Below are 26,964 nucleotides of genomic sequence, written 5' to 3' on the forward strand. Positions count from 1 at the left end.
ATGGCCGCAGGCCATGTCCGGTGTGGCTTGCGCGTCTTAATTGGTCCAGAACCTGTGGGAGCAAGCTTGCTTGGGAAGAGGCCAGAACATTCCCGCCCATTCTTTGGAGATAGACCGCCTTCGCGAGCAAGCTCGCTCCCACAGAATCGAGCTCATCCACACATCTGTGGGAGCAAGCTTGCTTGGGAAGAGGCCAGAACATCCCCCGCCTATTCTTATGGGATAGACCGCCTTCGCGAGCAAGCTCGCTCCCACCGATCACCGCTTCCACAGGTGAACGTCCGGCCCAAAAAATCTAAAGATTCTCGTACCGATTCATATCCAGAACCCCTGCCTCCAGCGGCGTGGTTTCCTGAATGTAGCGATTCAGGTCATGAAAATAGGTCCAGAACAACGGATGGCTGCGCCGCACACCCCAGCGTTCGATGATTTTTTCAAACTCCACCTGGTGCCGGGCCTGCTGCATCGCGTCCACGAACACCGTCACGTCGCTGGCCGGGACGTTAAAGATGAAGTTGGGATAACTGCCAAGCACGCCCGGATAGATCGTCAGGGTATCCAGGCCTGGCTGATAACGGTGGGATTCGCCCAGCAAAAACGCCACGTTGGAATGCGCGCGGTTACGCAGCATGCTGTAGATCATCCGCTTGCCGGCAGCATCTTCAACGCGCAGCACCGTGTTCTCAGGCAGAAAGTCGATGACCTTCAAGCCTGCCGCCGGTCGCGAGACCAACCGGCTCAGAGACTGCTCGACGGGAGCAAAACTACTGTCGTTGCGACTCAGTGAACAATAAGCGCCACTGCAGCGATTGATCGGATCTGGCGCAGCATTCAGCGTTCCCGCCCGTTCGACGAGCTTGAGTGCGAAGTCACGCTTGGGGTCCTTCTCGTCCAGTTTCATACCGCTGGCGGTGTCATCGTCGATGCGTTGGTAATCCAGCCACATCTTCAGCTTGCCGCCTTTCTGATACCAGTCGCTCAACAGATCGTCGCGCTTGTCTGCCGGCATCAGACGCAAAAAGTTCACCTCGGCGCCGTTGCGGATCAAGTCGAAATAGAGCCGGGTCTGAACCTGATGGGAGATGTTGCCGTACACATCGAAGTTCACCGCCAATTGGTAATACGTGCGTTCCAGCAACGGAAAATCAAACAGCCACAGGGTCTGCGGTGCTTCGCCGATCAAACCCTTGTTGACTGATGCGCTGTCAAAATGACGGAAGACTGTCAGCAATGCATTGTCATTGCCGGCCCATAACGTCGCCCAGCCGGGCGGCGGCAGCTCGGCGTAGGCATCACGACGCATGTCCTCGTATTCGTTGCGCTTGTCCCGATAACTGCGCCACAGGCTCAGCACGCTGCCAACATCGTCGTTCTGCCCTGGCATGGCCAGTAACGGCGTTGCTGCTGCGCGATATTTGCCATCGAACACGTAAAGATCATGGGAGGGCTCCTGGAACAGCACCCAGAACTGATCGCGAATCACGTCCGTCGCGATCTGCCCCCGGCATACCGGACCACGGATGAACGTGCGCACGAAGTACTCAGCGTTATCCAGCATGAATTGATAGCGCGCCACCGCTGGGATGGCCTGGAAGGTCTCGAATGGATTGGCCTGCCGTCCCGGCCCATAGCCCGGGAGTGCGTCTACTTGCCATTGGTTGTCGTAGAACAGTTGTTTGACCCGGGCCATTTTTTGCGGCCCCAGACCATAGGTGATATGGGTCTTGTGCACGATCACGCCTTTGACAGGCATAAGCCGATAATAGAAGTTGCTGCCCGGATCATCGTCGGGTCTGCGGGTCGCGATCAGGTCAATCGGTTGGTCGCTCGGCGTGCGGGAACGCACCCACTGGAAGAAATGCCCAGGTTCGCCGCCAACAAAATAGATGTGAGCCAGGAACAGATGCTCGTACAACCAGCGTCCCACCAGCGCCTGGCTGGAACCGGGCCGATTGAGCAGCGCCTCCCACTCGGCAATCTGCGCAGTTTCGCTGACAGAAGTCTGTTGCGCCGCCTCATCTATTGGGGCGCCAGCCGCAAACCAGCGCTGCAGCGTCTGGTATTGCGCGTCGCTCAAACCCGCCACGGCCAGCGGCATGCCTTCTCTGGGATGTGCCTGGGCATAGGCATTGAATTCACCCGGTTGCGCGCAGAGATTTTCACGACCGATGCCCAAGGAGATTTCATCGGGGATTTTCGCGTTAGGCGTCAATGGAGCATTGCGCCCCAACTCGATCATGCGGCTCATGAGGGCAGCCTGGCTGCCCTGAGCATCCAGTACCGAGTAAAAGCCTTTTTCCGCCCAGGCTCCCGGGCCACTGGCATCGTAGAACAACCGCGTCGGTGCCTGGGCAACGCTGCGTTCACCATCGTAAACCGGAATTTTACTGGCCCCGCGAGCTACACCCTCTCCGGCCCCCAGATTCAACTGACAAGGGGCATCGTTGCAGGCGTGACAGGCCACGCACTTTTCCGTGAGGATCGGCTGGATGTCCCGAACGTATGAAATGTTCGGCTGCACAGACGGTTCATCCGCCTGGACCTGTGATATGCCACCCACCAACAGCACAACGATGCTTATAAAGAAGCGATACGGCATATCCAGCGTCCAAAGGGTCACGTGCAAAGTGACTATTAAGGTAACTATTCATAAGGTGAAAAAGCGCCGTCATTCTACAGGTCAGATCGCCCCTCAACATGAGCGATATTCATAGCAAAGCGTTATCAACACTAAAAGTGTTCGGGTTTGTTATCATTTCGGCCTTTCTGTATCGACCTTTTCCAGGTAGCCCTATGTCTGATCGCAGCGCCCGTCTCCATGCTCTCCAGCAAGCTCTCCAACAGCGGATCCTGATCCTCGATGGCGGCATGGGCACCATGATCCAGAGCTATCGCCTCGAGGAAGAAGATTATCGCGGCAAGCGTTTCGCCGACTGGCCCAGCGACGTCAAGGGCAACAATGACCTGTTGATCCTGACCCGGCCCGACGTGATTGGCGCCATCGAGAAAGCGTATCTGGATGCAGGCGCCGATATTCTGGAAACCAACACCTTTAACGCGACCCAGGTTTCCCAGGCCGATTACGGCATGGAAGAAATCGTCTACGAGTTGAACGTAGAAGGCGCCCGTCTGGCGCGCAAGGTCGCTGACGCCAAAACCCTGGAAACCCCCGACAAGCCACGTTTCGTCGCGGGCGTCCTGGGCCCGACCAGCCGCACCTGCTCGCTGTCGCCTGACGTCAATAACCCTGGCTATCGCAACGTGACGTTCGACGAGCTGGTGGAAAACTACTCCGAAGCCACTCGCGGCCTGATCGAAGGCGGCGCTGACCTCATTCTGATCGAGACCATTTTCGACACCCTCAACGCCAAGGCTGCGATCTTTGCCGTGCAAGGCGTGTTCGAGGAAATCGGCTTCGAATTGCCGATCATGATTTCCGGGACCATCACTGACGCCTCCGGCCGCACCCTGTCCGGCCAGACCACTGAAGCGTTCTGGAACTCCATCAGCCACGCCAAGCCAATCTCTGTTGGCCTGAACTGCGCCCTGGGTGCCAGCGATCTGCGTCCGTATCTGCAGGAGCTGTCGAACAAAGCCAGCACCTATGTGTCTGCCCACCCTAACGCAGGCCTGCCTAACGAATTTGGCGAATACGACGAGCTGCCGAGCCAGACCGCGAAAATCATCGAAGAGTTTGCCCAGAGCGGCTTCCTCAATATCGTCGGCGGCTGCTGTGGTACCACGCCAGGTCACATTAAGGCGATTGCCGAAGCCGTGGCCGGTTATGCCCCGCGTCAGATCCCGGATATTCCGAAAGCCTGTCGTCTGTCCGGTCTTGAACCGTTCACCATTGACCGACAATCGCTGTTTGTGAACGTCGGCGAACGTACCAATATCACCGGTTCTGCCCGTTTCGCCCGTCTGATCCGTGAAGATAACTACACCGAAGCCCTGGAAGTCGCCCTGCAGCAGGTCGAAGCCGGTGCGCAGGTGATCGACATCAACATGGACGAAGGGATGCTGGACTCGAAGAAGGCCATGGTGACCTTCCTCAACCTGATTGCAGGCGAGCCGGATATCTCCCGGGTGCCGATCATGATCGACTCCTCCAAATGGGAAGTGATCGAGGCAGGCCTCAAGTGCATTCAGGGCAAGGGCATCGTCAACTCCATCAGCATGAAGGAAGGCGTCGAGCAGTTCATCCATCACGCTAAACTCTGCAAGCGCTACGGCGCGGCTGTGGTGGTGATGGCCTTCGATGAAGCCGGTCAGGCCGACACCGAAGCGCGCAAGAAAGAGATCTGCAAGCGTTCCTACGACATCTTGGTCAACGAAGTCGGCTTCCCGCCGGAAGACATCATCTTTGACCCGAACATCTTCGCCATCGCCACTGGCATCGAAGAGCACAACAACTACGCCGTCGACTTCATCAATGCCTGCGCCTACATCCGCGACGAGCTGCCCTATGCGCTGACCTCCGGTGGCGTGTCCAACGTGTCGTTCTCGTTCCGTGGCAACAACCCGGTGCGTGAAGCGATCCACTCGGTGTTCCTGCTGCATGCGATCCGCAACGGCCTGAGCATGGGTATCGTCAACGCCGGGCAACTGGAAATCTACGACCAGATCCCTGCCGAATTGCGCGACTGCGTCGAAGACGTGGTGCTCAACCGCAATCCTGAAGGCACCGACGCTTTGCTGGCCATTGCCGACAAGTTCAAAGGCGATGGCAGCGTAAAAGAAGCAGAAACCGAAGAATGGCGTGGCTGGCCGGTGAACAAGCGTCTGGAACACGCGCTGGTCAAGGGCATCACCACGCACATCGTGGAAGACACCGAGGAATCCCGGCAGTCCTTCGCACGCCCGATCGAAGTGATCGAAGGTCCGCTGATGTCCGGCATGAACATTGTCGGCGACCTGTTCGGCTCGGGGAAAATGTTCCTGCCTCAGGTAGTCAAGTCGGCACGCGTGATGAAGCAGGCGGTAGCCCACCTGATCCCGTTCATCGAGCTGGAAAAAGGCGACAAACCCGAAGCCAAAGGCAAGATTCTCATGGCCACGGTCAAGGGCGACGTGCACGACATCGGCAAGAACATCGTTGGCGTGGTGCTGGGTTGCAACGGCTATGACATCGTTGACCTCGGCGTGATGGTGCCTGCGGAGAAAATCCTGCAGGTCGCCAAAGAGCAGAAATGCGACATCATCGGTTTGTCTGGCCTGATCACCCCCTCGCTGGATGAAATGGTCCATGTTGCCCGGGAAATGCAGCGTCAGGACTTTCACCTGCCCCTGATGATTGGCGGCGCGACTACTTCCAAGGCGCACACCGCCGTGAAGATCGAGCCCAAGTACAGCAACGATGCCGTGATCTACGTAACCGATGCCTCCCGCGCCGTGGGCGTGGCGACGCAATTGCTGTCCAAAGAGCTGAAACCAGCGTTCATCGAGAAAACCCGCCTGGAATACATCGAGGTCCGTGAGCGAACCTCGGCCCGCAGCGCACGCACCGAGCGCTTGAGCTACGGCGCGGCAGTGGCCAAGAAGCCGCAGTTCGACTGGGCCGGCTACACCCCAGTCAAGCCAACGTTTACCGGCGCCAAAGTGCTGGAAAACATCGACCTGGACGTGCTGGCCGAATACATCGACTGGACGCCGTTCTTCATCTCCTGGGATCTGGCTGGCAAATACCCGCGCATCCTGACTGATGAAGTGGTGGGTGAAGCAGCCACCTCGCTGTTCGCCGACGCTCAACAGCTGCTGCGCAAACTGATCGACGAAAAGCTGATCAGTGCCCGTGCGGTATTCGGCTTCTGGCCTGCCAACCAGATCGACAACGACGATCTGGAAGTCTACGGCGACGACGGCCAGCCACTGGCGAAGCTGCATCACCTGCGCCAGCAGATCATCAAGACTGACGGCAAACCGAATTTCTCCCTGGCCGACTTTGTCGCACCCAAGGGCAGCGGCGTGACGGACTATGTGGGCGGTTTCATCACCACGGCCGGCATTGGCGCGGAAGAAGTGTCCAAGGCCTATCAGGACGCTGGCGACGACTACAACGCGATCATGGTCAAAGCCCTGGCTGACCGCCTGGCCGAAGCCTGCGCCGAATGGCTGCACCAGCAAGTGCGTAAAGAGTATTGGGGTTACGCCAAGGACGAACAGCTGGGCAACGACGAACTGATCAAAGAGCAATACGTCGGCATCCGCCCTGCTCCCGGATATCCGGCCTGCCCGGACCATACCGAAAAAGGCACCCTGTTTGAATTGCTCGACCCAATGCCTAATGGCGAGCCTGGCAAAAGCGGCGTATTCCTCACCGAGCACTACGCCATGTTCCCGGCGGCGGCCGTCAGCGGCTGGTACTTCGCCCACCCACAGGCGCAATACTTCGCCGTGGGCAAGGTCGACAAGGATCAGGTCGAAAGCTACACCGCCCGCAAAGGCCAGGACCTGAGCGTCACCGAGCGCTGGCTGGCGCCGAATCTGGGGTATGACGAATAACCGGTAGCCCGGAGCTGCAAGCTGCAAGCTGCAAGTCAGATTGCAGCTTGATGGTGGTGATTTCACCCCCTTGGGAGGTTCCAGGTTTGTCCGAAAGCCGATGTGATGACGTGGGACCGGCTTTAGCCGGGAAGGGGCCAGTAGATCCACTCCGTATCTATCGTCTGAAATGCCGCCTTCCCGGCTGAAGCCGGTCCCACGTCGCTAGCCTGCTTTGCGCTCCCACAGGACCGCATTTCCAATTTCACCCCCGCAGCATCTCCTTGGGCACATACTTGCCAATCTCAAACTTGCCAATCGCCGCCCGGTGCACTTCGTCCGGGCCGTCGGCCAGGCGCAGGGTGCGCTGCATGGCGTACATGTAAGCCAGCGGGAAGTCGTTTGAAACCCCCGCTCCACCGTGAATCTGAATGGCCCGGTCAATCACCCGCAGTGCCACGTTGGGCGCAACGACCTTGATCTGGGCGATTTCGCTTTTCGCGACTTTGTTGCCCACCGTGTCCATCATGTAGGCCGCCTTGAGGGTCAGCAGCCGGGCCATGTCGATTTCCATACGCGAGTCGGCAATCTTGTCGACATTCCCACCCAAGCGCGCCAATGGCCGGCCGAATGCCACACGACTGACGGCCCGCTTGCACATAAGCTCGAGGGCACGCTCGGCCATTCCGATTGAGCGCATGCAGTGATGAATTCGGCCGGGACCCAGGCGTCCCTGGGCAATCTCAAACCCACGCCCTTCACCCAGCAATACGTTTTCGTAAGGCACCCGCACATTTTCAAACAGCACTTCGGCGTGCCCGTGGGGTGCGTCGTCGTAGCCAAACACCGGGACCGGACGGACGATCTTCACGCCCGGAGTATCGGTGGGCACCAGAATCATCGAATGCTGCTGATGGCGCGGCCCATCGGGATTGCTCAAGCCCATGAAGATCAGAATCTTGCAGCGCGGGTCGCAGGCCCCGGACGTCCACCATTTGCGGCCGTTAATCACCCACTCATCGCCCTGGCGCTCTGCACGGGCAGCCATATTGGTGGCATCGGATGACGCCACGTCGGGCTCGGTCATGGCAAACGCCGAGCGTATGTCGCCGCGCAGCAAAGGCTCCAGCCATAACTGTTTCTGTTCGTCATTGGCATAGCGCACCAGAACTTCCATGTTGCCGGTGTCCGGTGCTGAGCAATTGAAGGGCTCGGGCCCCAACAGCGAACGGCCCATGATTTCCGCCAGCGGCGCGTACTCCAGATTGCTCAACCCGGCTCCGAGCTCTGACTCGGGCAGAAACAGGTTCCACAGCCCCTCAGCTTTGGCTTTAGCCTTGAGCTCTTCCATGATTGCCGTCGGCTGCCATCTGTCGCCCTCCGCCACCTGACGCTCGAACACCTGCTCGGCAGGATAAACGTAGTTGTCCATGAACGCCGTCACACGTTCGCGCAGTTCTTGAACCTTCGCAGAGTAAGCAAAATCCATGTGAGGCTACCTTCTGAATGAGGTTTGTCAGGTCATGGAGGGGATGCTAGGCCGGCAGGCAACATTTATCTAATCTATTCTCGGCGTGTATAAACATTCATAACCGATATATGATCGACCCACGCTCCGGTATGAGAGCGACAAAACAAGAACGGTAAAGAGGGGCATGGCATGAACCTGAGCAAGGTCGATCTCAACCTATTCATTGTCTTCGACGCGATTTATACCGAAGCCAACCTGACCCGCGCAGGCCAGATCGTGGGCATTACTCAGCCCGCTGTATCCAACGCCCTGGCGCGGCTTCGCGAAACCTTCAACGACCCGCTTTTCGTCCGCACGGCCCAAGGCATGGTGCCCACCCCCATGGCCCAAAACATCATTGGCCCGGTGCGCAATGCGTTATCACTGTTACGGGTTTCGGTTCAGGAAAGCCGCATCTTTAACCCGTTGCAGGCCAACAAGAATTATCGGATCAGCATGACCGACCTGACCGAGGCGGTGATTCTGCCGCCGCTATTCCAGCGCCTGAAGCGCCTTGCACCCAACGTCACCATCGAAAGTTTTCTTTCCAAACGCCGTGAAACGACCAAGGAGCTGGCCGCCGGACGCCTGGATTTTGCTGTAGATGCGCCGCTCAACACCGACCCGCAGGTGCGGCACGTCAAACTCATGGAAGACAAATACGTCTGCGCCATGCGCAAGGGCCATCCGCTGGCCACTCGAGAAGCCATCAAGCTCGACGACTACCTGTCGATGACCCACATCCATATATCCAGCCGTCGCAGCGGTTTGGGTTACGTCGATCTGGCGCTGGGTAAAATGGGCATTCAGCGCAAGATCGCGCTGCGCTCCCAGCATTACCTGATGGCATCGCAAGTGCTGCAACAGACGGACATGGTCATGACCGTCCCGGAACGCTTCGCCAAGCGCCATGATCTGCGGTACCTCCCCTTGCCCGTGCAGGATGTGCCGACAGTGGAAACTCATCTTTATTGGCACGAAAGCACCGATCAGGACCCGGCCAATCGCTGGATGCGCGAGCAGATGATTGAGCTCTGTCAGCAGGTGACGGCCCATGAATCCAAGCTGGAAGTGGCTTGATTCCTGGCATTTAACCTATTGTTTTAATTCTCAATCGAAACGCTGTAGGAGCTCTCGAACAACGCAAGGCAGCGATGGCGTCTTGTCTAATACACGCCATCGCGGCCTCGCGTTGCTCGTTGCGCTCCTACTAGTTTGATGCTTACCGCACTTGACGTTTACGTAAAGGACGCCTTAGTTTGAGCCCTTCGCTTATCCGCTGAGCCTGCCCATGAGCACCCAGACCTATAGCATTTCCGATCTCGCTCGCGAGCTGGACATCACCACTCGCACGATCCGTTTTTACGAAGAGCAAGGCATGTTGAGCCCCGAACGCCGTGGACTTGAGCGTGTTTATTCGGCTAGAGACAAAGTTACCCTGAAGCTGATCCTGCGCGGCAAACGCATCGGTTTTTCCCTCGCCGAATGCCGCGAGCTGATTGAGCTCTACGAGCCAAGTGGCGGCAACCACAAGCAGTTACATACCATGCTGGGCAAAATTGGCGAGCGCAGGGCGCAACTTGAAGAACAGCTGCTGGATATCAGACAGATGCAGATCGAGCTCGACACCGCAGAAGAGCGCTGCAAGCTTGAGCTCGATAAGAATAATGAAAATCAGCTGGTTACAGACTAATCCTCGAATCTATCGAGGTTGGAGCCTGATATGCAGTTCCCCCAGAAAGTACGCCTGGTTGAAGTCGGCCCTCGTGACGGGCTGCAGAACGAAGCGCAATTGATCAGCATCGCCGACAAAGTGCAATTGGTGAACGAACTGACCCGCAGCGGGTTGAGGCATATCGAAGTCGGCAGCTTCGTGTCCCCCAAATGGGTGCCGCAAATGGCCGGGTCGTCGGAAGTCTTCGCTCAGATCCAGCGGGACCAAGGTGTCACCTATGCCGCGTTAACGCCCAATCTGCGTGGTTTCGAAGACGCCCTCGCCGCCGGGGTAAGGGAGGTTGCCGTGTTCGCCGCAGCCTCGGAGGCATTCTCGCAGCGCAACATCAATTGTTCTATCAGCGAAAGCCTGGCGCGCTTTGCCCCGGTCCTCGAGGCGGCCCGGTTATATGGGATCAAAGTGCGGGGATATGTTTCTTGCGTGCTGGGTTGTCCTTATCAGGGTCAGATCGCCCCTGAGCAGGTGGCTTCCGTGTCCCGCGAGCTTGTCGATATGGGCTGCTACGAGGTTTCCCTGGGCGACACCATTGGCACCGGCACACCAGGCGCGACGCGGACATTGCTGAATGTCGTGGCCGGTCAAATTCCCCGTGGCAAACTCGCCGGGCACTTTCACGATACCTACGGGCAGGCGCTGGCCAACATCTATGCGAGCCTGCTCGAAGGCATTGAGGTGTTCGACAGCTCGGTCGCAGGCCTAGGCGGATGCCCCTACGCCAAGGGCGCCAGTGGCAATGTCGCCAGCGAAGACGTGTTGTACATGTTGCAAGGACTCGGGATTGAAACCGGTGTTGATCTTGACCGGCTGATCAGTGCGGGGCAGCGAATTTCTTTGCTATTGGGGCGGCCAAATGGCTCGCGGGTGGCGAAGGCGCGATTGAGCCTCTAGGGCAATCGCTGGTGCGACATGTTGTCACAGAGTGTTACCCTAGCCCGGCACGCAGAGGAAAAGCGGGTAACACGGAAACAATTGCTGACGAATGGACATCCTTCGCCTGACGCCATTTTCCTCCAAGCCCTTGATTTAATGGGCTTTACAAAAACTGGCACGGCTCCTGCTATATCTCAGGTACAACAAAAACAAAAAAATATGCAGTAACCCAATAAAAACAACATGTACGGCTCTGACATAACAAGAACAACACGGACAGAGGCGCAGCTAACAGATTTTTTTGGAGTGGATAGCTTTTCGTAGGACCTTGAAAGAGGACCTCGCAACCGGGCAGAAAACAATAAAACTACCTTCAGGTAGCTCCCGCACTGGTTGGATCATTGTTGTGAAGCAGTGATGAAAGCAGCATCAGCGCTCAAAAAAATACGTTTGCTCTTGATCTCGAATGGGGATCGCTCGAAAACAGCGACAAGGGTACGGCCACCAAAAACAACAATAGGCCGCCCAATAATAAAAAAGAGCATGCAGTAATTTAGAGGGGAGCTCAGGCTCCCCTTTCTGCTGTCTGGGGTTTGGGAATGGTGTGGTGTCAGCCCAATTGTCTGCGCTGCTTATTTTCGGTTCCGTCCTGGCGGCCGGGTCACTTTTGTTTTGGCAAAAGTAACCAAAACCATTTTCGCTGGCGTCCGGCCCCTGGTTCCCAGGGGTTCCTTCGCTCCGGCACCGTGGTGCGGGCACGCGCCGAAGGGCCATCCCTGGCCCAGCGGCGCTCGCTCGGCATCCATGCCGAGCGACCCACACCACGGCACCTCCACTCAGCCTCCCGACGCTCGTTTCGCGGTGCCTGCTATTTCTGCACATGGCTTTCGAAAGAAAAGCAAAAGCAGATCAAGAGCTAAAAAGCTCTACATCGCAGCTTTGGGTCGTTTCGCTCATTTCATATCAGTCAGACCGCCGCCTTCTTCATTGACATGTCTGCATCTGCAGGCTTACGTTAACGTAAAGGTCATAGCGACTCATCCAAAAATAATAAGGACGCTCACCATGAGTTATCCCAGTCTGAACTTCGCTCTCGGCGAAACCATCGACATTTTGCGTGACCAGGTGCAGTCATTCGTTGCGGCTGAAATAGCGCCTCGTGCCGCGCAAATCGATAAGGACAACCTGTTCCCTGCTGATCTGTGGCGCAAGTTCGGCGACATGGGTCTGCTCGGTATCACCGTCAGCGAAGAATTCGGCGGTGCCGGTCTTGGCTATCTGGCCCATGTGGTTGCCATGGAGGAGATCAGCCGGGGGTCGGCCTCGGTGGCTTTGTCTTATGGGGCCCACTCGAACCTCTGCGTAAATCAGATCAATCGCAACGGTACCGCCGCGCAGAAAGAGCGATACCTGCCTTGCCTGATCAGCGGCGAGCACATCGGTGCGCTGGCGATGAGCGAACCCAATGCCGGGTCGGACGTGGTGTCCATGAAGCTGCGAGCCGAGAAACGCGGTGACCGGTTCATTCTCAATGGCAGCAAGACCTGGATCACCAATGGTCCCGATGCCAACACTTACGTGATCTACGCCAAGACCGACGTGCAAAAGGCGGCCCACGGCATCAGTGCGTTCATCGTCGAGGGTGACTGGAAGGGATTTTCCCGGGGTAACAAGTTCGACAAACTCGGCATGCGCGGTTCCAACACCTGCGAGCTGTTTTTCGACGATGTGGAAGTCCCCGAAGAAAACCTGCTGGGTGCTCTGGATTGTGGTGTGAAGGTATTGATGAGCGGCCTTGATTACGAACGCGTGGTGCTTTCCGGTGGCCCGACCGGGATTATGCAGGCGTGTATGGATGTCGTCGTGCCGTATATCCACGACCGCAAACAGTTTGGCCAGAGCATTGGTGAATTTCAGCTCATTCAGGGCAAAGTCGCTGACATGTACACCCAGCTCAATGCCAGCCGCGCCTACCTCTATGCCGTAGCGCAAGCCTGCGAGCGCGGGGAGACCACGCGCAAGGACGCTGCAGGCGTGATCCTCTATAGCGCTGAACGTGCCACGCAAATGGCTCTGGAGACCATCCAGATCCTCGGCGGCAACGGCTATATCAATGAATTCCCCGCCGGCCGATTGCTGCGCGACGCCAAACTCTACGAAATCGGCGCAGGCACCAGCGAGATACGGCGAATGCTGATTGGGCGCGAGCTGTTCAATGAGTCGAAATAAGAGCAGCTGCGAGCGACAAGCTTCAAGCGCCAAGCCCAGTCATCTTGCAGCTTGCGGCTTATAGCTTGCAGCTGCTACGGAGTAGCCATGGCCATTCTTCACACTCGTATCAACCCTCGCTCCGCCGAGTTCGCTGCCAATAGCGCGAACCTCCTGGAGCAGGTCAACGCCCTGCGCGATCTGCTGGGCAACGTCCAGCAAGGCGGCGGACCTAAGGCTCAGGAACGGCATACCTCCCGAGGCAAACTGCTGCCCCGTGAACGAATCAATCGCTTGCTTGATTGCGGCTCGCCGTTCCTTGAAGTCGGCCAGCTCGCCGCCCTTGGGGTTTACGACGAGGACGTTCCCGCCGCCGGCATCATTGCCGGGATCGGCCGGGTCGAAGGCGTCGAGTGCATGATCATCGCCAACGATGCGACGGTCAAAGGCGGCTCCTACTACCCTCTCACTGTCAAAAAACATCTACGTGCGCAAGCTATCGCACAACAGAATCGCTTGCCGTGTATCTATCTGGTGGATTCCGGTGGTGCCAACCTGCCGCGTCAGGATGAAGTGTTTCCGGATCGCGAACACTTCGGTCGGATCTTCTTCAATCAGGCGAATATGAGCGCATTGGGCATCCCACAGATTGCCGTGGTCATGGGTTCTTGCACGGCGGGCGGCGCTTATGTGCCGGCAATGGCCGATGAAGCGATCATGGTCCGCCAGCAGGCAACGATCTTTCTCGCCGGACCACCCCTGGTCAAGGCTGCGACCGGCGAAGTGGTGAGCGCCGAGGATCTGGGCGGCGCCGATGTGCATTGCCGCACGTCAGGGGTCGCCGATCATTACGCGGACAACGACGAACATGCCCTGGAGCTGGCGCGACGCAGCATCGCCAATCTCAACTGGCGCAAGCTGGGCGAGCTCAACAGCGTTGAGCCAATCTCCCCACTGTATCCAGCCGAGGAGTTGTATGGCGTGATCCCCTCCGACGCCAAGCAGCCCTTCGATATTCGAGAAGTGATCGCGCGGCTGGTGGATGGCTCAGTGTTCGATGAGTTCAAGGCGTTGTTCGGCACCACGCTGGTGTGCGGCTTCGCCCGTCTGCACGGCTACCCGGTCGCCATCCTCGCCAACAACGGTATTTTGTTTGCCGAGTCGGCGCAGAAAGGTGCGCACTTCATCGAGCTGGCCTGCCAACGCGGTATCCCGCTGATCTTCCTGCAGAACATCACCGGCTTCATGGTGGGTCAGAAATACGAAGCGGGTGGCATCGCCAAGCACGGGGCCAAGCTGGTAACCGCCGTGGCATGCGCCAAGGTCCCGAAATTCACGGTGATCATTGGTGGCAGCTTTGGCGCCGGCAATTACGGCATGTGCGGCCGTGCCTACGACCCGCGTTTTCTGTGGATGTGGCCCAACGCCCGGATTGGCGTCATGGGCGGCGAACAAGCGGCGGGCGTACTGGTGCAGGTCAAACGCGAGCAAGCCGAACGCAGCGGCCAGGCCTTCACCGCAGAACAAGAAGCACAAATCAAGCAGCCAATCCTCGACCAGTACGAACATCAAGGCCATCCGTACTATTCCAGCGCTCGTCTTTGGGACGACGGCGTCATCGACCCGGCGCAAACCCGGGACATCCTGGCCCTCGCGCTGAGCGCTTCGTTGAATGCCCCCATCGAGCCGACCACCTTCGGCCTGTTCCGCATGTAAACCACCGCCTGTAAAGCAGTACCTGTAGACCGGGAAACGATCATGACTGACTTGCATAGCGTAGAACTGCTTCACGACCCCCAGGGTTTCGCCACTTTATGGCTCAACCGCCCAGAGAAAAACAATGCTTTCGACGGGCAGATGATTCGCGAGCTGATCGCGGCACTGGATCAGGTTCAGGCCGACGCCAGCCTGCGTTTTTTGCTGCTTCGTGGCCGCGGTAAACACTTCAGCGCCGGTGCGGATCTGGCCTGGATGCAACAGTGCGCCGATCTGGACTACGACAGTAATCTAAAAGACGCTCGAGAGCTGGCCGAGCTGATGTATCGCCTCGTAAACCTTCAAATCCCGACCCTGGCCGTGGTCCAGGGCGCGGCGTTTGGCGGCGCGCTTGGCCTGATCAGCTGTTGCGACATGGCGATTGGCAGCGATGACGCACAGTTCTGCCTGTCGGAAGTCCGTATTGGCCTCGCGCCTGCGGTGATCAGCCCGTTCGTGGTTCAGGCCATTGGCGAACGGGCTGCGCGCCGCTACGCCCTGACCGCCGAACGCTTCAGTGGGAGCCGGGCACGGGAGATCGGCCTGCTTGCCGAATGCTATCCGTCGGCTGAACTGGACCTGCACGTCGGGCACTGGACCGACAATCTGTTGCTCAACAGCCCGCAGGCCATGCGCACCAGCAAGGCGCTGCTGCTGGAAGTGGGCAGCGGCGTATTGACCCCGGCGCTACGTCAGCACTGCGAAAGCACCATTGCCAGCATTCGTGTCAGCCCTGAAGGCCAGGAAGGCTTGCGGGCCTTTCTCGGCAAGCGTGCCCCTGCCTGGAAACCCGACACCACTCAGGAGCCTCGCCCATGAGCGCGCCCGTTCTTACTACCTTGTTGATCGCCAATCGCGGAGAGATCGCCTGCCGCATCATGCGCACGGCAAAAAACCTTGGATTGACCACCGTCGCGGTACACAGCGCCGTTGATAAAGACGCCCGCCACAGCCGGGAAGCGGATATCAGGGTGGATCTGGGGGGGAGCAAGGCCGCCGACAGTTATCTACGGATCGACAAGCTGATCGCAGCGGCGAAAGCCAGCGGTGCTCAGGCGATACATCCGGGTTACGGTTTCCTGTCAGAAAACCCTGACTTTGCCCGAGCCGTGGAAGACTCCGGTCTGATCTTCCTCGGGCCGCCCGCCTCGGCCATCGACGCCATGGGCAGCAAATCCGCCGCCAAGGCACTCATGGAACAGGCCGGTGTGCCATTGGTGCCGGGGTATCACGGCCAGGCACAGGACGCCGATACCTTCCTGGCGGCGGCTGAACGCATCGGCTACCCGGTGCTGCTCAAAGCCACGGCCGGTGGTGGCGGCAAAGGCATGAAAGTCGTGGAATGCGCTGCCGACATGGCAGAGGCGCTGGCCTCCGCCCAGCGGGAAGCCGCCTCTTCATTCGGTAATTCGCAGATGCTGGTGGAGAAGTACCTGCTCAAGCCACGGCACGTGGAGATCCAGGTATTCGCTGATCAGCACGGGCACTGCATTTACCTCAACGAGCGCGACTGCTCGATTCAACGCCGTCATCAAAAGGTGGTGGAAGAAGCCCCCGCTCCAGGCCTCAGCCCACAGTTGCGCGCAGCCATGGGCGAAGCCGCGGTGCGGGCAGCACAAAGCATCGGCTATGTGGGCGCTGGCACCGTGGAATTCCTGCTGGATTCCCGAGGTGAGTTCTTCTTCATGGAGATGAACACTCGCCTCCAGGTCGAGCACCCGGTGACCGAAGCCATTACCGGTCTGGACCTGGTGGAATGGCAGCTACGCGTCGCTCAGGGCGAAGTACTGCCTTTGACCCAGGCACAGGTGCCCCTGCGCGGCCACGCCATTGAAGTGCGGTTGTACGCTGAAGATCCGGATCACGAATTCTTGCCCGCGACCGGCACCCTTGAGGTCTACCGGGAGAGCGCTAGCGGCGCTGGACGTCGCGTCGACAGTGGTGTAGCGCAAGGCGACCAGGTTTCGCCGTTCTACGATCCCATGCTCGGCAAGCTCATCGCCTGGGGCGAAAACCGCGAGCAAGCCCGATTGCGGCTGTTGGCAATGCTCGACGAATTCGTCGTGGGCGGCGTGAAAACCAACCTGCCGTTCCTGCGACGCATCATCGACCACCCTGCATTTGCCGCTGCCGAACTGGACACTGACTTCATCCCCCGGTATCGGGAGCAACTGTTGCCGGAACCTGCCGACCTGTCTGCCGAGTTCTGGCGGGCTGCCGGGGCGGCATTTCTTCAGAGCCAGCCTGACGTTGTCCGCCACGACGATCCGCATTCGCCTTGGACGTCCCTGACGGGCTTGCGCTGTGGGCTGCCAAACGAAACTGACCTGCACCTTGCCTGCGCAGCTCAACAACAGGTCGTCCACCTGGGTCATCAAAGTACTCCAGCCAACCCGCCGCTGGCCGTCCGCAAGGGCGATGTGTTGTATCTGAAATGGGCCGGTGATCTACACACCATCACTCGCTACGACCCTATTGCAGCAGCAGATGCCAGCCACACCCCTCAGGGCGGACTGACCGCCCCCATGAACGGCAGCATCGTGAGGGTATTGGTGGAGGTTGGGCAGAATGTAGAAGCTGGTGCGCAGTTAGTGGTCCTGGAAGCCATGAAGATGGAGCACAGCGTCAGGGCGAGCAAAACCGGGGTCATTACCGCAGTGCACTGCCGCGAGGGCGAGATGGTCAGCGAGGGTATGGCATTGGTGGACCTCGAATGATCCCGGCATTAGTAAAGGCTTCGCCCATCACCTGTTAAGAGGGCGACTTGGTCCATGCAAGCCTGGCCCTCGTTATCGGGGCTCTGGCTGGCTGGTTATTACTCCCGACGCTCTATGTGGCATCTTTAATGCGTCGCGGTTTTAACCGACGTTTACAAAGTTCGCCACACACTTGGCTACAATCGGCGGAAGCTCATCGACGGTGCGGACGTGGAACCAGTTGCTAATGGGTAGTAACCCGATGGGTGTGACTTCAAGTGATATTCCATAATACGGGATCGTCTGTTTTTCTCCCCATAACGGGCTGTCGTGGGCAGGAGTGTCAGCTGATTGCCCGGAGTTCGCCATTTGAATACGGGTTCCTGCCTGTCCAGTGATTAGCAGGCGTGGGGGGTGCTGCGCGGGCGAGACTATCGGAATAATCGAGCCGCAAGGGTAAAGAGACCCGGAAACGTCCAATGCATAGAATCCGTTCATCCGAAACCTCTCACCGATAACAACGTTTATGGAGAACGGCGGAGACTGTACTGGTTCCACGGGTGGGTCGATTGTGTAGGCTAAGGCGGTGAAAACGTGCTGACCTCTTTCGAGGATTAATCTTCCGCAAATCCATATTCCATCTGCACCCGTTTGGCAAGAGAGGGTCCTGCCCGCCGTGTCATCAACCCTGATATTTGTTCCTGGGTCTGCTGTGCCTATCACGTCGACTGCCGGAGTGTCCAGGACGCCTCCACCGTAGATAGACTTGCTGGCGGTGCGCAGCTCCGTAATCAGGGGAGGCGTAAGCTGTTGCCTGCCGATCTTATGCCCTTTTTCATCTTGTACGGGTAGGACTTTGCTCTGATTAGGCATAATAAAACTCCTGTAGAGAAACTGATCCAAACTGCTGCTATTACGACAACTATCAACAACAATACTTACCGACCCGACTAAATCAAACTCACCCTTTTACATTAGACCCAATGACTCCGCGCATCTCAGAAACCTATATTGATTGGCAATAATCTGAGTAGTTTATATCACGCGATTCCAAGCCCCTTGCGGCGGCACGTTTTTAGTCAACGCGAGACAACTTTCCGCGCCACTAAAAATTCAAGCTCTGTACCAAAAACATTGTCGTAAACACCGCGCCGCAAAACCAATGAGACCATCGTTATTGCCCGCTCACCGACGCGCGTGCCGATGCGGCGGTTATCCTTCAGCCAGCCGGATATGCATCCGATGATGTTCCGCTTTGAGCGCTCGATCGACGATCTAAAACAACCCCAACTGCCCACCGATCAAAGTACTGAAGTCATCATCTACAAACGGCAGGATCGCCTCGGCAATCGGCTGTAGCTGGCGAGTGACGTAGTGATCGTAGTCGATGGCCGTGTGCTGCTTTTCCAGTGGCTCCGGCCCGGCCAGGGTGATGACGTAGCTGATCCAGCCGCCGTTCTGATACTGCCTCGGACGCCCCAGACTCTGGTTGTGTTCGTCCGCAAGGCGCGCGGCGCGGACATGGGGTGGTACGTTGCGCTCGTAGTCATCCAGCCTGCGCCGCAGTCGTTTGCGGTAGATCAACAGGTCGTCCAGCTCTCCCGCCAGGGTGCGCCGCACGTAATCGCGCACGTACTCCTGATAAGGTCGGCGATTGAAGATCCGTGAATACAGCTCCTGCTGAAACTCTCGAGCCAGGGGCGACCAATCAGTGCGGACTGTCTCCAGACCTTTGTAGATCATCTCCTCAGCGCCGTCAGCGCGCCTGACCAGCCCGGCGTAACGCTTTTTGCTGCCCTCCTCCGCGCCGCGTATGGTCGGCATCAGAAACCGCCGAAAATGGGTCTCGAACTGCAGTTCCAGCGCGCTGCTCAGACCGTATTCTTCCTGCAAGTGCCCTTGCCACCACTGATTGACCTGCGCCACCAGTGAGCGGCCGATGCGTGCGGCATCCTCCTCGCTGTGCAGGCTTTTGAGCCAGACGAAGGTCGAGTCAGTGTCGCCATAGATCACCGTGTAACCCTGAGCCTCGATCAACTGCCGGGTTCTGCGCATGATCTCGTGGCCACGCAGAGTTATTGAGGACGCCAGGCGCGTATCGAAGAAACGGCAGCCGCTGGAACCCAGCACACCGTAGAACGCATTCATGATGATTTTCAGCGCCTGGGACAGCGGCTGGTTGTGTTCGCGCTTGGCCGTTTCCCGACCTTGCCAGACCCGCTCGACAATCGCCGGCAGGCAATGGCGGGTTCTGGAGAACCGCGCCCCCCGAAAACCAGGTACTGAGTCTTCATCCGAAGGATGGCGCAGCCCCTCGACCAAACCCACCGGGTCAATCAAAAAGGTCCGGATAATCGACGGGTACAGGCTTTTGTAATCCAGGACCAACACCGACTCATAAAGCCCCGGTTGCGAATCCATGACAAAACCACCGGGGCTCGCTTCAGGCATCCGCTCGCCGAGATTAGGAGCGACAAAGCCCTGACGATGCATTAGCGGAATGTATAAATGGCAAAACGCAGCCACTGAACCGCCACTGCGATCAGCCGGCAAGCCCGTCACCGTCGCCCGCTCAAGGAGGAAGGTCAACAGCTCGGTTTTGGCGAAGATCCGCGTCACCAGCTCGCAGTCCTTGAGGTTGTAGCGTGCCAGGGCGGGTTTGTCCTCGGCGAACATGCGATTGATCTCGTCCATGCGCTGGTAGGGGGTATCAATGGCTTTGCCTTCGCCGAGCAGTGTCTGGGCGACATTTTCCAGGCTGAATGACGGAAAGCTCCAGGTCGCGGAACGCAACCCCTCGATACCATCAATGATCAAACGCCCGCTCGCGTCGGCAAAGAAGTGATTATTGCGCGAACCATGCTCGCGCCAGCCCATGGCTTCACCGCCGCGGCCGAGGCGCAAAGGGACTTGCAGCCGTTGCGCGTGCTCATGCAGCACTCGCAGATCGAACTGCACAACATTCCAGCCAATGATTGCATCCGGGTCGTGACGCTCCAGCCACTGATTCAACCGCTCCAGCAACAGCTTGCGGGTTTCGCAGTACTCCAGCTGAAAATCCACCTGGCTGTCATCACCGTTGGCCGGGCCAAGCATGTACACCTGCCGCTCGCCACAACCCTCCAGCGCGATGGAGTACAACTCGCCTTTCTCAGTGGTTTCGATATCCAGCGACACCAGCCGCAGGTTCGGACGATAACTCTCGGCGGGCTTGATCTGAGCATTGCACAAGGTACCATCAGCGTCGGCTATACCGCTGAATTGCACAGGCGCCGTAATGAAACGCTCCATCAGATAGCGTTCAGGCGGGCGGATGTCGGCCTCATAGACGTCAACGCCGCCCTTGCGCAGCGCCTTTTCCAGATTCATCAATTGCCGATGCTGCTGGCAGTAAACTCCAAGTACCGGCCGGTGGCGGAAGTCGCACAAGCTCAGTTCCCGCAGCTCGACCCCGGATTCGTTGCGCAGAACGGCTTCGGCCCGGGCACGTTGCTCGGCCGGAATAAACGCCACTGAAGGTTGTACAGGCAAGCGAATGCGCCGAGGACCGTTGTCGGTCGCCAGCCAGAATTCAACTTCGGTGCCGACCGGCGTATCACGCCAATGTCGACTCAGGATAAAGCCCTGCTGCACATCCACCACCACAAACCTCAAAACCGGATTTCAGAGAGGGATTCTACGTGGCATTGGCCTCAGCGCGCAGGTTGTGGGGATTACAGCGGCGATATAGTCTGCTGTGCACGGTCAATCCGCCCATCTTTCTCACCTCTATCTGCAACTTCAAGGACGCCGCATGTCAGCAGACGCTCGCTTCAACCTGATCGCCACGCAGTTGGGTTACAGCTTTGATGGCGAAATAAAGATCGGCGGCAATTACGTTCCGTTGGTCCGCAATGGTAATGAGATCTATATCAGTGGGCAGATTCCAAGGGTCGGCGATGCCATCGTGGTGACGGGCCGCGCCGGTGCTGACGCCACCCTGGCGCAAGCCCGTCTTGCTGCGAAAGTCTGCGCAATGCGTGCCTTGGCCTTGCTCCAGCGGAGCGTCGGTTCACTGGACGAAATCAAACGGCTGCTGCGCATGAACCTGTACGTACAGTGTGCAGCAGACTTCACCCAGCAAAGCGAAGTGGCCGATGGGGCTTCCGAGGTGCTGTTCTTCGTGCTGGGAGAGGCTGGCGCGCATACCCGAAGCTCGATTGGCGTTTATCAGCTACCCAAGAACGCCACGGTCGAACTGGACCTGATCGCCGTCGTTTAAGTGTCATCGCAATCAGCAGAAGCGGATCAGAACATGAGCACTATCGAACGCCTGCAACCTCGACATGCGGCAACCTATCGCGCGCTTATGCTGGAGGCGTACCGCTTGCATCCTGACGCGTTTACCTCATCGGCAAACGAACGGGCTGCCCTGCCGCTGTCCTGGTGGGAAGCCCGACTGGACGATAAGCAGGACGCCCTGGAAGTGGTTCTGGCCATCTCCGATCAAGAAGCAATCCATGGGGTGGTCGGGCTTGGGTTCAATTGCCAGGAAAAAGCCAGCCACAAGGTCTCACTGTTTGGCATGTACGTCCCCCACGCCCAGCAGCACAAGGGCATCGGCCGAAAGCTGGTGGATGCCGCCCTGCTCCAGGCGAGCCTTCGACCTCACGCGTCACTGATCCAGCTCACCGTCAGTGAGCACAACGCAGCAGCCTTGCGTCTCTACGAGCAGTGCGGATTTACAGCTTTCGGGCTGGAGCCGATGGCGGTGGCCGTGGATGATGGATTCGTTTCCAAAGTCCACATGTGGCGGCCGCTTCCCAACGCCCGATAACGCACGGCTGCGGCTTTGCGTTCCTGGCCACGCCATGAGGCCGGGTTGGTACCTTCGGTTTTGCTGAACATATGCGAGAAGTGCGCCTGATCGCAAAATCCGCACTCGGCGCTGATTTGCGTCAGCGTCAACGGGGAGTTTCGGATCAAGTCCTTGGCCTGATCAATGCGCTGCTGACGAATCCAGTCCTGTGGCGAGAGCCCCATGCTGCGCTTGAACGCTCGTGAAAAATGGCTGCGGGTCAGGGCACAGGACTGCGCCAACATCGGCACCGAGATCTTCTTGCCCAGGTCAGCCCTGATCATTTGCTTGACCAACTCCAGACGCCAAGACGCCAGACCGCCAATCACAGTCGCCTGAGCGTTAAGGTTCATTGCTTCATGGGCTAACGTATCGTCACATCCAGCCCGTTCGCTGAGAGGTTTTTCCATGACCCTGAATCTTGCGAAAATTCCATCTCATCTTCGCAGGCATCGCTTCGCAGACAACCTTCGCGGGGGGATCAGAACGGCCAAACCTATGCGCAATAGCGACATGCCGCCGCACATTGAGCCGAAAACACACTCAGGGCGGGACGATTAACCGAATTGCTGGCGATATTGGACGGGGGTGAGTCCGAGCCTGTCAGTGAACAGCGAGCGCATGTAGCGCACACTGCCAAAACCGCTGCGATGGGCCACGGTCTTGAGCGGCAGTGCACTGGTTTCCAGCAGGTGGCGAGCGCGGTCCAGGCGAGCGTTCTGGATGAACTCCATGGGCGTCATGTTCACTTCACGACTGAAAACCCGAGCGAAATGCCGTGGACTCATGGTCGCCATGGTAGCCATGCGCTCGATGCTTAATTCCTCTTCGAGATGTTCCAGAAGGTAATTCTGCACCTTGGTAATGGGCGTCTCCTGAGTCGCAACGGTGGCGATCAAGGGACTGAACTGCGCCTGACCACCTTGGCGCTTCATCACCACCAGCAGCACTTTGGCGACATCAAGGGCGACTTTTCGACCGTGATCCACCTCGACCATGGCCAACGCCAGATCGATCCCGGCAGTGACGCCACCGGAGGTCACCAGTTGACGATCCTTGATGTAAATCTGATCGGTCGTAACCTGCGCCTCGGGGAAGCCGTTAATCAAGCGATCGGTGTAATGCCAGTGGGTCGTGACCCGGTAACCATCAAGCAAACCGGCCTTGCCCAGAATGAAGGCGCCGGTACAGATGGAACCGTAGAGGCCGGGCCCCTGTGCAATAGTCTGGAGCCAGGCCCAGAGCGGCGGATGGTCGTCGTTATAAGACCCCGGACCACCTGGCACCAGCACCACGTCATGGTTGGTACTGGCGGTTGCAACACAGATATCGGGATGCACAGATACGCCATTTGAAGCGCGAATCGGGCTGGACTGCGTGCCAATGGTGGTTAGCTGATAGTGCTTGTTCGCGTCGAGAAAGCGATTGGCAATGGAAAATACCTCCATCGGCCCGGCCATATCGAGCAGAAGGAAATCGGGAAACAGGATGATAGCTACGGTCTTCATGGTATTTGCATCGCCAGAATCGCTGTCAAAGCGGTCACGGTCATGGCTCGACATCGAGTGGCTGCGGAGCCGATGACCGACTGGATTGTACCGATTTGTGCGGTGGCACCGGAGCTTTCCCCAAATCTAATGGTGTCGTTCCGTTGGAGCGAGCTTGCTCGCGAAAGTAATGTTTCAGGCCTCAGGATTCGCGATGGATAAGAAGCCCTCTTCGCGAGCAAGCTCGCTCCCACAGAACCTTCGCACCATGGGTTATGACCTCAATCCTCCAGCGCTTTCGGAGCCCCTTTCACCGCTTTGCCACCCTTCTCTGCTTTGCCCGGTTTGGCCTCGGGTTCCGGGGTCACCGGTGCCGCAGGCGCGGCTGCGGTTTTCTCCTGAGCGGGCAACTGATCAACAGCGCTGAATAATTCCTTGACCCCAACCGGGCCGAGCTGGTCAAGCTTCTTCTCGCCGTCCTTGCCGACCAGAATGACCTTGGTGCCAGTGCTGGCCCCTAACTTCAACTCGCGAATCAGCGCCATCGTGGCTTGGGCGTCGAGGTTCTTGCCGTCGCGCTGGCCGATGGTGTTGATCACCGTGTAAAGCACCATATTGCGTTCTTCAAAACCCTTCTTGTTATCCGGTTCTTTAAGCGCTTTCTGCAGGTTGACCAAGGTCGGATCCACGCTATTGGGAGCAATGACGATTAACGGCCTGGCTTTGCCGCGGTCCTGATTCAGCGGGCTATCACTGTCGGCCGCAAACAGTGGGCTTGCGGCGGCCAGCAAAGTGGCGATGGTCAATGACCGGATAAACATAAAGGGCTCCTTCAAACGTGTTCGAGTTTTCGACGCCGTGTTTCGTGTTTTGTTCTAACTGGTATAGCTCAATACCTGGGGGCTCGTTAACGCGCGGTCGACACCAGCTTCAACCCCACAATGCCAGCCAGAATCAACAAGAAACACATGATTCGTAACAGGCTGCGGTCTTCACCTAGAACCAGCATCCCATAGGTCGCCGTACCCACTGCCCCAATGCCAACCCAGACAGCATAAGCCGTACCCATTGGAATCGTGCGAGTGGCCAGGGAAAGCAGATACATGCTCAAGCAGATAAAAAGTCCGCAGAACAGGCTGGGCAACAAGCGGGTAAAGCCATCGGTACGGGGCATGACGGCCGCATAAATGATTTCACAGGCTCCCGCGAACAACAGAAACATCCAGCCCATCAATCATCCTTAACGTCAGGTGGAACCAATGTGCTTTACAAAATAGCGGCGCTAGAGCGGTGGATGCAAGGACGCTCGCAACCTACGCGGCAATTTCCCACAGAAAAAGACTGTATATCCATCCATATAAAACTTGCTGAAAGCTGCCAGGCCCCGCATGCTGTGCCCCATCGAAATCAAACCCGACGGTAACCATGCGGCTGTTTCTGTGTGAAAAACCCTCCCAGGCTAAAGACATCGCTGCGGTCCTCGGCGCAAACCGGCGTGGCGATGGCTGCTGGCTCGGGCCCAATGTCACCGTGACCTGGTGCATCGGGCATTTGCTGGAAACCGCTCCACCGGACACCTACGATGCCCGCTACAAGCGCTGGGTGCTTGAAGACCTGCCGATCATCCCGCAAAAGTGGAAGATGCTGGTCAAACCACGCACGGCCAGCCAGTTCAAGGCGGTCAAGCGCCTGCTGGGTGAAGCGTCTGAGCTGGTGATCGCCACGGACGCCGACCGTGAAGGCGAGATGATTGCCCGGGAGCTGGTGGATCACTGTCGTTATCGCGGACCTATTCAGCGCCTTTGGCTATCAGCTTTGGACGAAGCCTCGATTCGCAAGGCATTGAGCGCCCTGAAACCGGGGGCTGAAACGTTCAGCCTGTATCACTCCGCACTGGGCAGATCCCGTGCTGACTGGCTGATCGGCATGAACATGAGCCGCCTGTTTACCCTGCTTGGTCGGCAGTCGGGCTACCAGGGGGTGCTGCCGGTGGGTCGCGTGCAGACCCCCACCCTGCGCCTAGTGGTGGACCGCGACCGCAGCATTGCCGACTTTGTCCCGGTGGCGTTCTGGGCCATTGACGTGCAACTGCTGCACGAGGGGCAGCCGTTCATTGCTCAATGGCGAGCAAATCCAGATGACTGTGACGAACACGATCGCTGCCTGAATCAGCCGACCGCACAACGGGCCGCGCAAGCGATCAGCAACGCAGGTAGCGCACGACTGATCAAACTGCGCACCGAGCGTGTTCGTGAAGTTGCGCCGCTGCCTTTTGACCTGGGCACCTTGCAGGAAATCTGCTCGAAAAAGCTCGGCCTCGGCGCACAGGAAACCCTTGATATCGCCCAGGCGCTGTATGAAACACATAAGGTCATCACCTACCCGCGCAGTGACTGCGGTTACCTGCCGATCAGCCAGCACGGTGACGCCGCTTCGATCATCGCCAGCCTGGGGCGAGCCGATCCGGCATTGAGTGAACTGCTCAGGCACCTGGACCCGACGCGACGCTCCCGAGCCTGGAACGACGCCAAAGTCAGCGCTCACCACGGCATCATCCCCACCGGCGCAGGCAAGTCCGTCGATCAGTTGACGGGTAAGCCACGGGCGGTCTACACCCTGATCCGGGCGCGGTATCTGGCCCAGTTTCTGCCCAATCATGAATTTGATCGCACTCAGGCCGACTTCGACTGCTCCGGGGAAAATCTCCGGGCAGTGGGCAAACAAATCGTCGAGCCAGGCTGGAAGCGCGCGTTGCCCGAAGCGCTGGCACCTGCAAAAGGCCGCGAAGCCCCTGCCCCGCAGCCCTTGCCCATGCTGGAGCAAGGCTGCGAGTGCAAGGTGGACAATGTGACCCTCAAAGACCTGTGGACCCAGCCGCCAAAACCTTACACCGAAGGGGACCTGATCAAGGCGATGAAGAACGTCGCGAAACTGGTACAGGACCCGCTGCTTAAACAGAAACTCAAGGACACCACCGGTATCGGCACTGAAGCAACCCGCGCTGGCATCATCCAGGGTTTGCTGGATCGCGGTTACCTGACCAAGAACGGCAAGGCTCTGGCGGCGACAGCGGCGGCCTTCAGCCTGATCGACGCGGTGCCCCGAGCCATTGCCGATCCTGGCACCACGGCCATCTGGGAGCAGGCATTGGACATGGTGCAAAGCGGTGAGATGAGTCTCGAGGAATTCGTCGCCAAGCAGGCCGGATGGATGAGCAGACAGCTCAGCCGCTGCGCGGGTTTGCGCCTGACCATAACCGGTCCGGCCAGCCCGGCCGCTAGCGCCCCCTGGAAAAAGCAACGCAAGACGGGCAAACAAAAAACCGCTGGCTCCCCTGGCAAGACCCGGCGTACAACGAAGGCTGCAAGCAAACTTTGATCGGGAGT

The 26,964-nt window shown here is 58.2% G+C and carries 19 protein-coding genes; 11 read left to right on the forward strand and 8 right to left on the reverse strand.

Annotated features, from left to right (window positions below):
• Positions 1–295: 295 nt before the first annotated feature.
• The gene (locus IV01_RS17685; RefSeq protein ID WP_032627271.1) at positions 296–2,599 is read right to left on the reverse strand and encodes a fatty acid cis/trans isomerase; all 2,304 of its coding nucleotides are present in this window, start codon (positions 2,597–2,599) and stop codon (positions 296–298) included.
• Positions 2,600–2,793: 194 nt separating this feature from the next.
• On the opposite strand from IV01_RS17685, the gene metH reads away from it, so the two are divergent.
• Positions 2,794–6,501, forward strand: coding sequence for a methionine synthase (gene metH / locus IV01_RS17680; protein WP_032627272.1), 3,708 nt, complete (start codon positions 2,794–2,796; stop codon positions 6,499–6,501).
• Positions 6,502–6,745: 244 nt separating this feature from the next.
• Here metH and IV01_RS17675 read toward each other — a convergent pair whose 3' ends face one another.
• Complete coding sequence (locus tag IV01_RS17675) at positions 6,746–7,969, reverse strand: acyl-CoA dehydrogenase (protein ID WP_032627273.1); 1,224 nt, start codon at positions 7,967–7,969, stop codon at positions 6,746–6,748.
• Positions 7,970–8,140: 171 nt separating this feature from the next.
• Here IV01_RS17675 and IV01_RS17670 point away from each other — a divergent pair, with 171 nt between their 5' ends.
• The 7 genes from IV01_RS17670 to IV01_RS17640 all read left to right on the forward strand — a co-directional run bounded on the left by IV01_RS17670 (position 8,141) and on the right by IV01_RS17640 (position 17,275).
• Positions 8,141–9,070 (forward strand): LysR family transcriptional regulator, encoded by a 930-nt coding sequence (locus tag IV01_RS17670; RefSeq protein ID WP_032627274.1) that lies wholly within the window; start codon positions 8,141–8,143, stop codon positions 9,068–9,070.
• Positions 9,071–9,281: 211 nt separating this feature from the next.
• Complete coding sequence (locus IV01_RS17665; RefSeq protein WP_032627275.1) at positions 9,282–9,683, forward strand: MerR family transcriptional regulator; 402 nt, start codon at positions 9,282–9,284, stop codon at positions 9,681–9,683.
• A 30-nt stretch (positions 9,684–9,713) separates the two neighbouring features.
• The gene (locus IV01_RS17660; protein WP_032627276.1) at positions 9,714–10,613 is read left to right on the forward strand and encodes a hydroxymethylglutaryl-CoA lyase; all 900 of its coding nucleotides are present in this window, start codon (positions 9,714–9,716) and stop codon (positions 10,611–10,613) included.
• Positions 10,614–11,660: 1,047 nt separating this feature from the next.
• Complete coding sequence (locus IV01_RS17655) at positions 11,661–12,824, forward strand: isovaleryl-CoA dehydrogenase (protein WP_032627277.1); 1,164 nt, start codon at positions 11,661–11,663, stop codon at positions 12,822–12,824.
• 87 nt (positions 12,825–12,911) lie between these two features.
• A complete protein-coding gene (locus IV01_RS17650) occupies positions 12,912–14,519 on the forward strand; it encodes a carboxyl transferase domain-containing protein (protein WP_032627278.1) in 1,608 nt (535 codons plus the stop codon).
• Between the two features lie 42 nt (positions 14,520–14,561).
• On the forward strand, positions 14,562–15,377 hold the full coding sequence (locus IV01_RS17645; protein WP_032627279.1) for a gamma-carboxygeranoyl-CoA hydratase: 816 nt from the start codon (positions 14,562–14,564) through the stop codon (positions 15,375–15,377).
• Positions 15,374–17,275 carry an acetyl/propionyl/methylcrotonyl-CoA carboxylase subunit alpha gene (locus IV01_RS17640; RefSeq protein WP_032627280.1) on the forward strand — a complete coding sequence of 634 codons (1,902 nt, stop codon included), beginning with the start codon at positions 15,374–15,376 and terminating at the stop codon, positions 17,273–17,275. The genes IV01_RS17645 and IV01_RS17640 overlap by 4 nt, the downstream gene beginning before the upstream one ends.
• 141 nt (positions 17,276–17,416) lie before the next feature.
• Here IV01_RS17640 and IV01_RS17635 read toward each other — a convergent pair whose 3' ends face one another.
• Together IV01_RS17635 and IV01_RS17630 are read right to left on the reverse strand one after the other, a co-directional pair.
• Complete coding sequence (locus IV01_RS17635; RefSeq protein WP_032627281.1) at positions 17,417–18,127, reverse strand: hypothetical protein; 711 nt, start codon at positions 18,125–18,127, stop codon at positions 17,417–17,419.
• A gap of 402 nt (positions 18,128–18,529) precedes the next feature.
• Positions 18,530–20,893, reverse strand: coding sequence for a DNA polymerase II (locus IV01_RS17630; protein WP_032627335.1), 2,364 nt, complete (start codon positions 20,891–20,893; stop codon positions 18,530–18,532).
• A 154-nt stretch (positions 20,894–21,047) separates the two neighbouring features.
• On the opposite strand from IV01_RS17630, the gene IV01_RS17625 reads away from it, so the two are divergent.
• A complete protein-coding gene (locus tag IV01_RS17625) occupies positions 21,048–21,515 on the forward strand; it encodes a RidA family protein (protein ID WP_032627282.1) in 468 nt (155 codons plus the stop codon).
• A gap of 33 nt (positions 21,516–21,548) precedes the next feature.
• On the forward strand, positions 21,549–22,070 hold the full coding sequence (locus tag IV01_RS17620) for a GNAT family N-acetyltransferase (RefSeq protein ID WP_032627283.1): 522 nt from the start codon (positions 21,549–21,551) through the stop codon (positions 22,068–22,070).
• On the opposite strand, the gene IV01_RS26205 is transcribed toward IV01_RS17620, so the two are convergent.
• The 4 genes from IV01_RS26205 to IV01_RS17605 form a co-directional block, all read right to left on the reverse strand.
• Positions 21,959–22,444 (reverse strand): helix-turn-helix domain-containing protein, encoded by a 486-nt coding sequence (locus IV01_RS26205; protein ID WP_080290246.1) that lies wholly within the window; start codon positions 22,442–22,444, stop codon positions 21,959–21,961. The two genes, IV01_RS17620 and IV01_RS26205, sit on opposite strands and share 112 nt — an antisense overlap.
• Before the next feature lie 204 nt (positions 22,445–22,648).
• A complete protein-coding gene (locus IV01_RS17615; RefSeq protein WP_032627336.1) occupies positions 22,649–23,599 on the reverse strand; it encodes a GlxA family transcriptional regulator in 951 nt (316 codons plus the stop codon).
• A gap of 260 nt (positions 23,600–23,859) precedes the next feature.
• Positions 23,860–24,399 carry a DUF4174 domain-containing protein gene (locus IV01_RS17610; RefSeq protein ID WP_032627284.1) on the reverse strand — a complete coding sequence of 180 codons (540 nt, stop codon included), beginning with the start codon at positions 24,397–24,399 and terminating at the stop codon, positions 23,860–23,862.
• A gap of 86 nt (positions 24,400–24,485) precedes the next feature.
• Positions 24,486–24,809: a DMT family transporter gene (locus IV01_RS17605; RefSeq protein ID WP_032627285.1), complete on the reverse strand. Its 324-nt coding sequence runs from the start codon at positions 24,807–24,809 to the stop codon at positions 24,486–24,488.
• A 194-nt stretch (positions 24,810–25,003) separates the two neighbouring features.
• On the opposite strand from IV01_RS17605, the gene IV01_RS17600 reads away from it, so the two are divergent.
• Positions 25,004–26,956 (forward strand): DNA topoisomerase III, encoded by a 1,953-nt coding sequence (locus tag IV01_RS17600; RefSeq protein ID WP_032627286.1) that lies wholly within the window; start codon positions 25,004–25,006, stop codon positions 26,954–26,956.
• The last annotated feature ends 8 nt before the right edge of the window (positions 26,957–26,964 follow it).

This window comes from Pseudomonas syringae (genome assembly GCF_000737245.1).
In the GTDB taxonomy this organism is placed as follows: Bacteria; Pseudomonadota; Gammaproteobacteria; order Pseudomonadales; family Pseudomonadaceae; genus Aquipseudomonas; species Aquipseudomonas syringae_J.

Bases quoted from the DNA above. Each gene is read 5' to 3' on its own strand.
- IV01_RS17685 (WP_032627271.1), bottom strand. From the start codon at position 2,599: ATGCCGTATCGCTTCTTTATAAGCATCGTTGTGCTGTTGGTGGGTGGC.
- IV01_RS17620 (WP_032627283.1), top strand. From the start codon at position 21,549: ATGAGCACTATCGAACGCCTGCAACCTCGACATGCGGCAACCTATCGC.
- IV01_RS17660 (WP_032627276.1), top strand. From the start codon at position 9,714: ATGCAGTTCCCCCAGAAAGTACGCCTGGTTGAAGTCGGCCCTCGTGAC.
- IV01_RS17615 (WP_032627336.1), bottom strand. From the start codon at position 23,599: ATGAAGACCGTAGCTATCATCCTGTTTCCCGATTTCCTTCTGCTCGAT.
- IV01_RS26205 (WP_080290246.1), bottom strand. From the start codon at position 22,444: ATGAACCTTAACGCTCAGGCGACTGTGATTGGCGGTCTGGCGTCTTGG.
- IV01_RS17675 (WP_032627273.1), bottom strand. From the start codon at position 7,969: ATGGATTTTGCTTACTCTGCGAAGGTTCAAGAACTGCGCGAACGTGTG.
- IV01_RS17655 (WP_032627277.1), top strand. From the start codon at position 11,661: ATGAGTTATCCCAGTCTGAACTTCGCTCTCGGCGAAACCATCGACATT.
- IV01_RS17625 (WP_032627282.1), top strand. From the start codon at position 21,048: ATGTCAGCAGACGCTCGCTTCAACCTGATCGCCACGCAGTTGGGTTAC.
- IV01_RS17610 (WP_032627284.1), bottom strand. From the start codon at position 24,399: ATGTTTATCCGGTCATTGACCATCGCCACTTTGCTGGCCGCCGCAAGC.
- IV01_RS17650 (WP_032627278.1), top strand. From the start codon at position 12,912: ATGGCCATTCTTCACACTCGTATCAACCCTCGCTCCGCCGAGTTCGCT.
- IV01_RS17645 (WP_032627279.1), top strand. From the start codon at position 14,562: ATGACTGACTTGCATAGCGTAGAACTGCTTCACGACCCCCAGGGTTTC.
- IV01_RS17670 (WP_032627274.1), top strand. From the start codon at position 8,141: ATGAACCTGAGCAAGGTCGATCTCAACCTATTCATTGTCTTCGACGCG.
- IV01_RS17605 (WP_032627285.1), bottom strand. From the start codon at position 24,809: ATGGGCTGGATGTTTCTGTTGTTCGCGGGAGCCTGTGAAATCATTTAT.
- IV01_RS17600 (WP_032627286.1), top strand. From the start codon at position 25,004: ATGCGGCTGTTTCTGTGTGAAAAACCCTCCCAGGCTAAAGACATCGCT.
- IV01_RS17635 (WP_032627281.1), bottom strand. From the start codon at position 18,127: ATGCCTAATCAGAGCAAAGTCCTACCCGTACAAGATGAAAAAGGGCAT.
- IV01_RS17640 (WP_032627280.1), top strand. From the start codon at position 15,374: ATGAGCGCGCCCGTTCTTACTACCTTGTTGATCGCCAATCGCGGAGAG.
- metH (WP_032627272.1), top strand. From the start codon at position 2,794: ATGTCTGATCGCAGCGCCCGTCTCCATGCTCTCCAGCAAGCTCTCCAA.
- IV01_RS17665 (WP_032627275.1), top strand. From the start codon at position 9,282: ATGAGCACCCAGACCTATAGCATTTCCGATCTCGCTCGCGAGCTGGAC.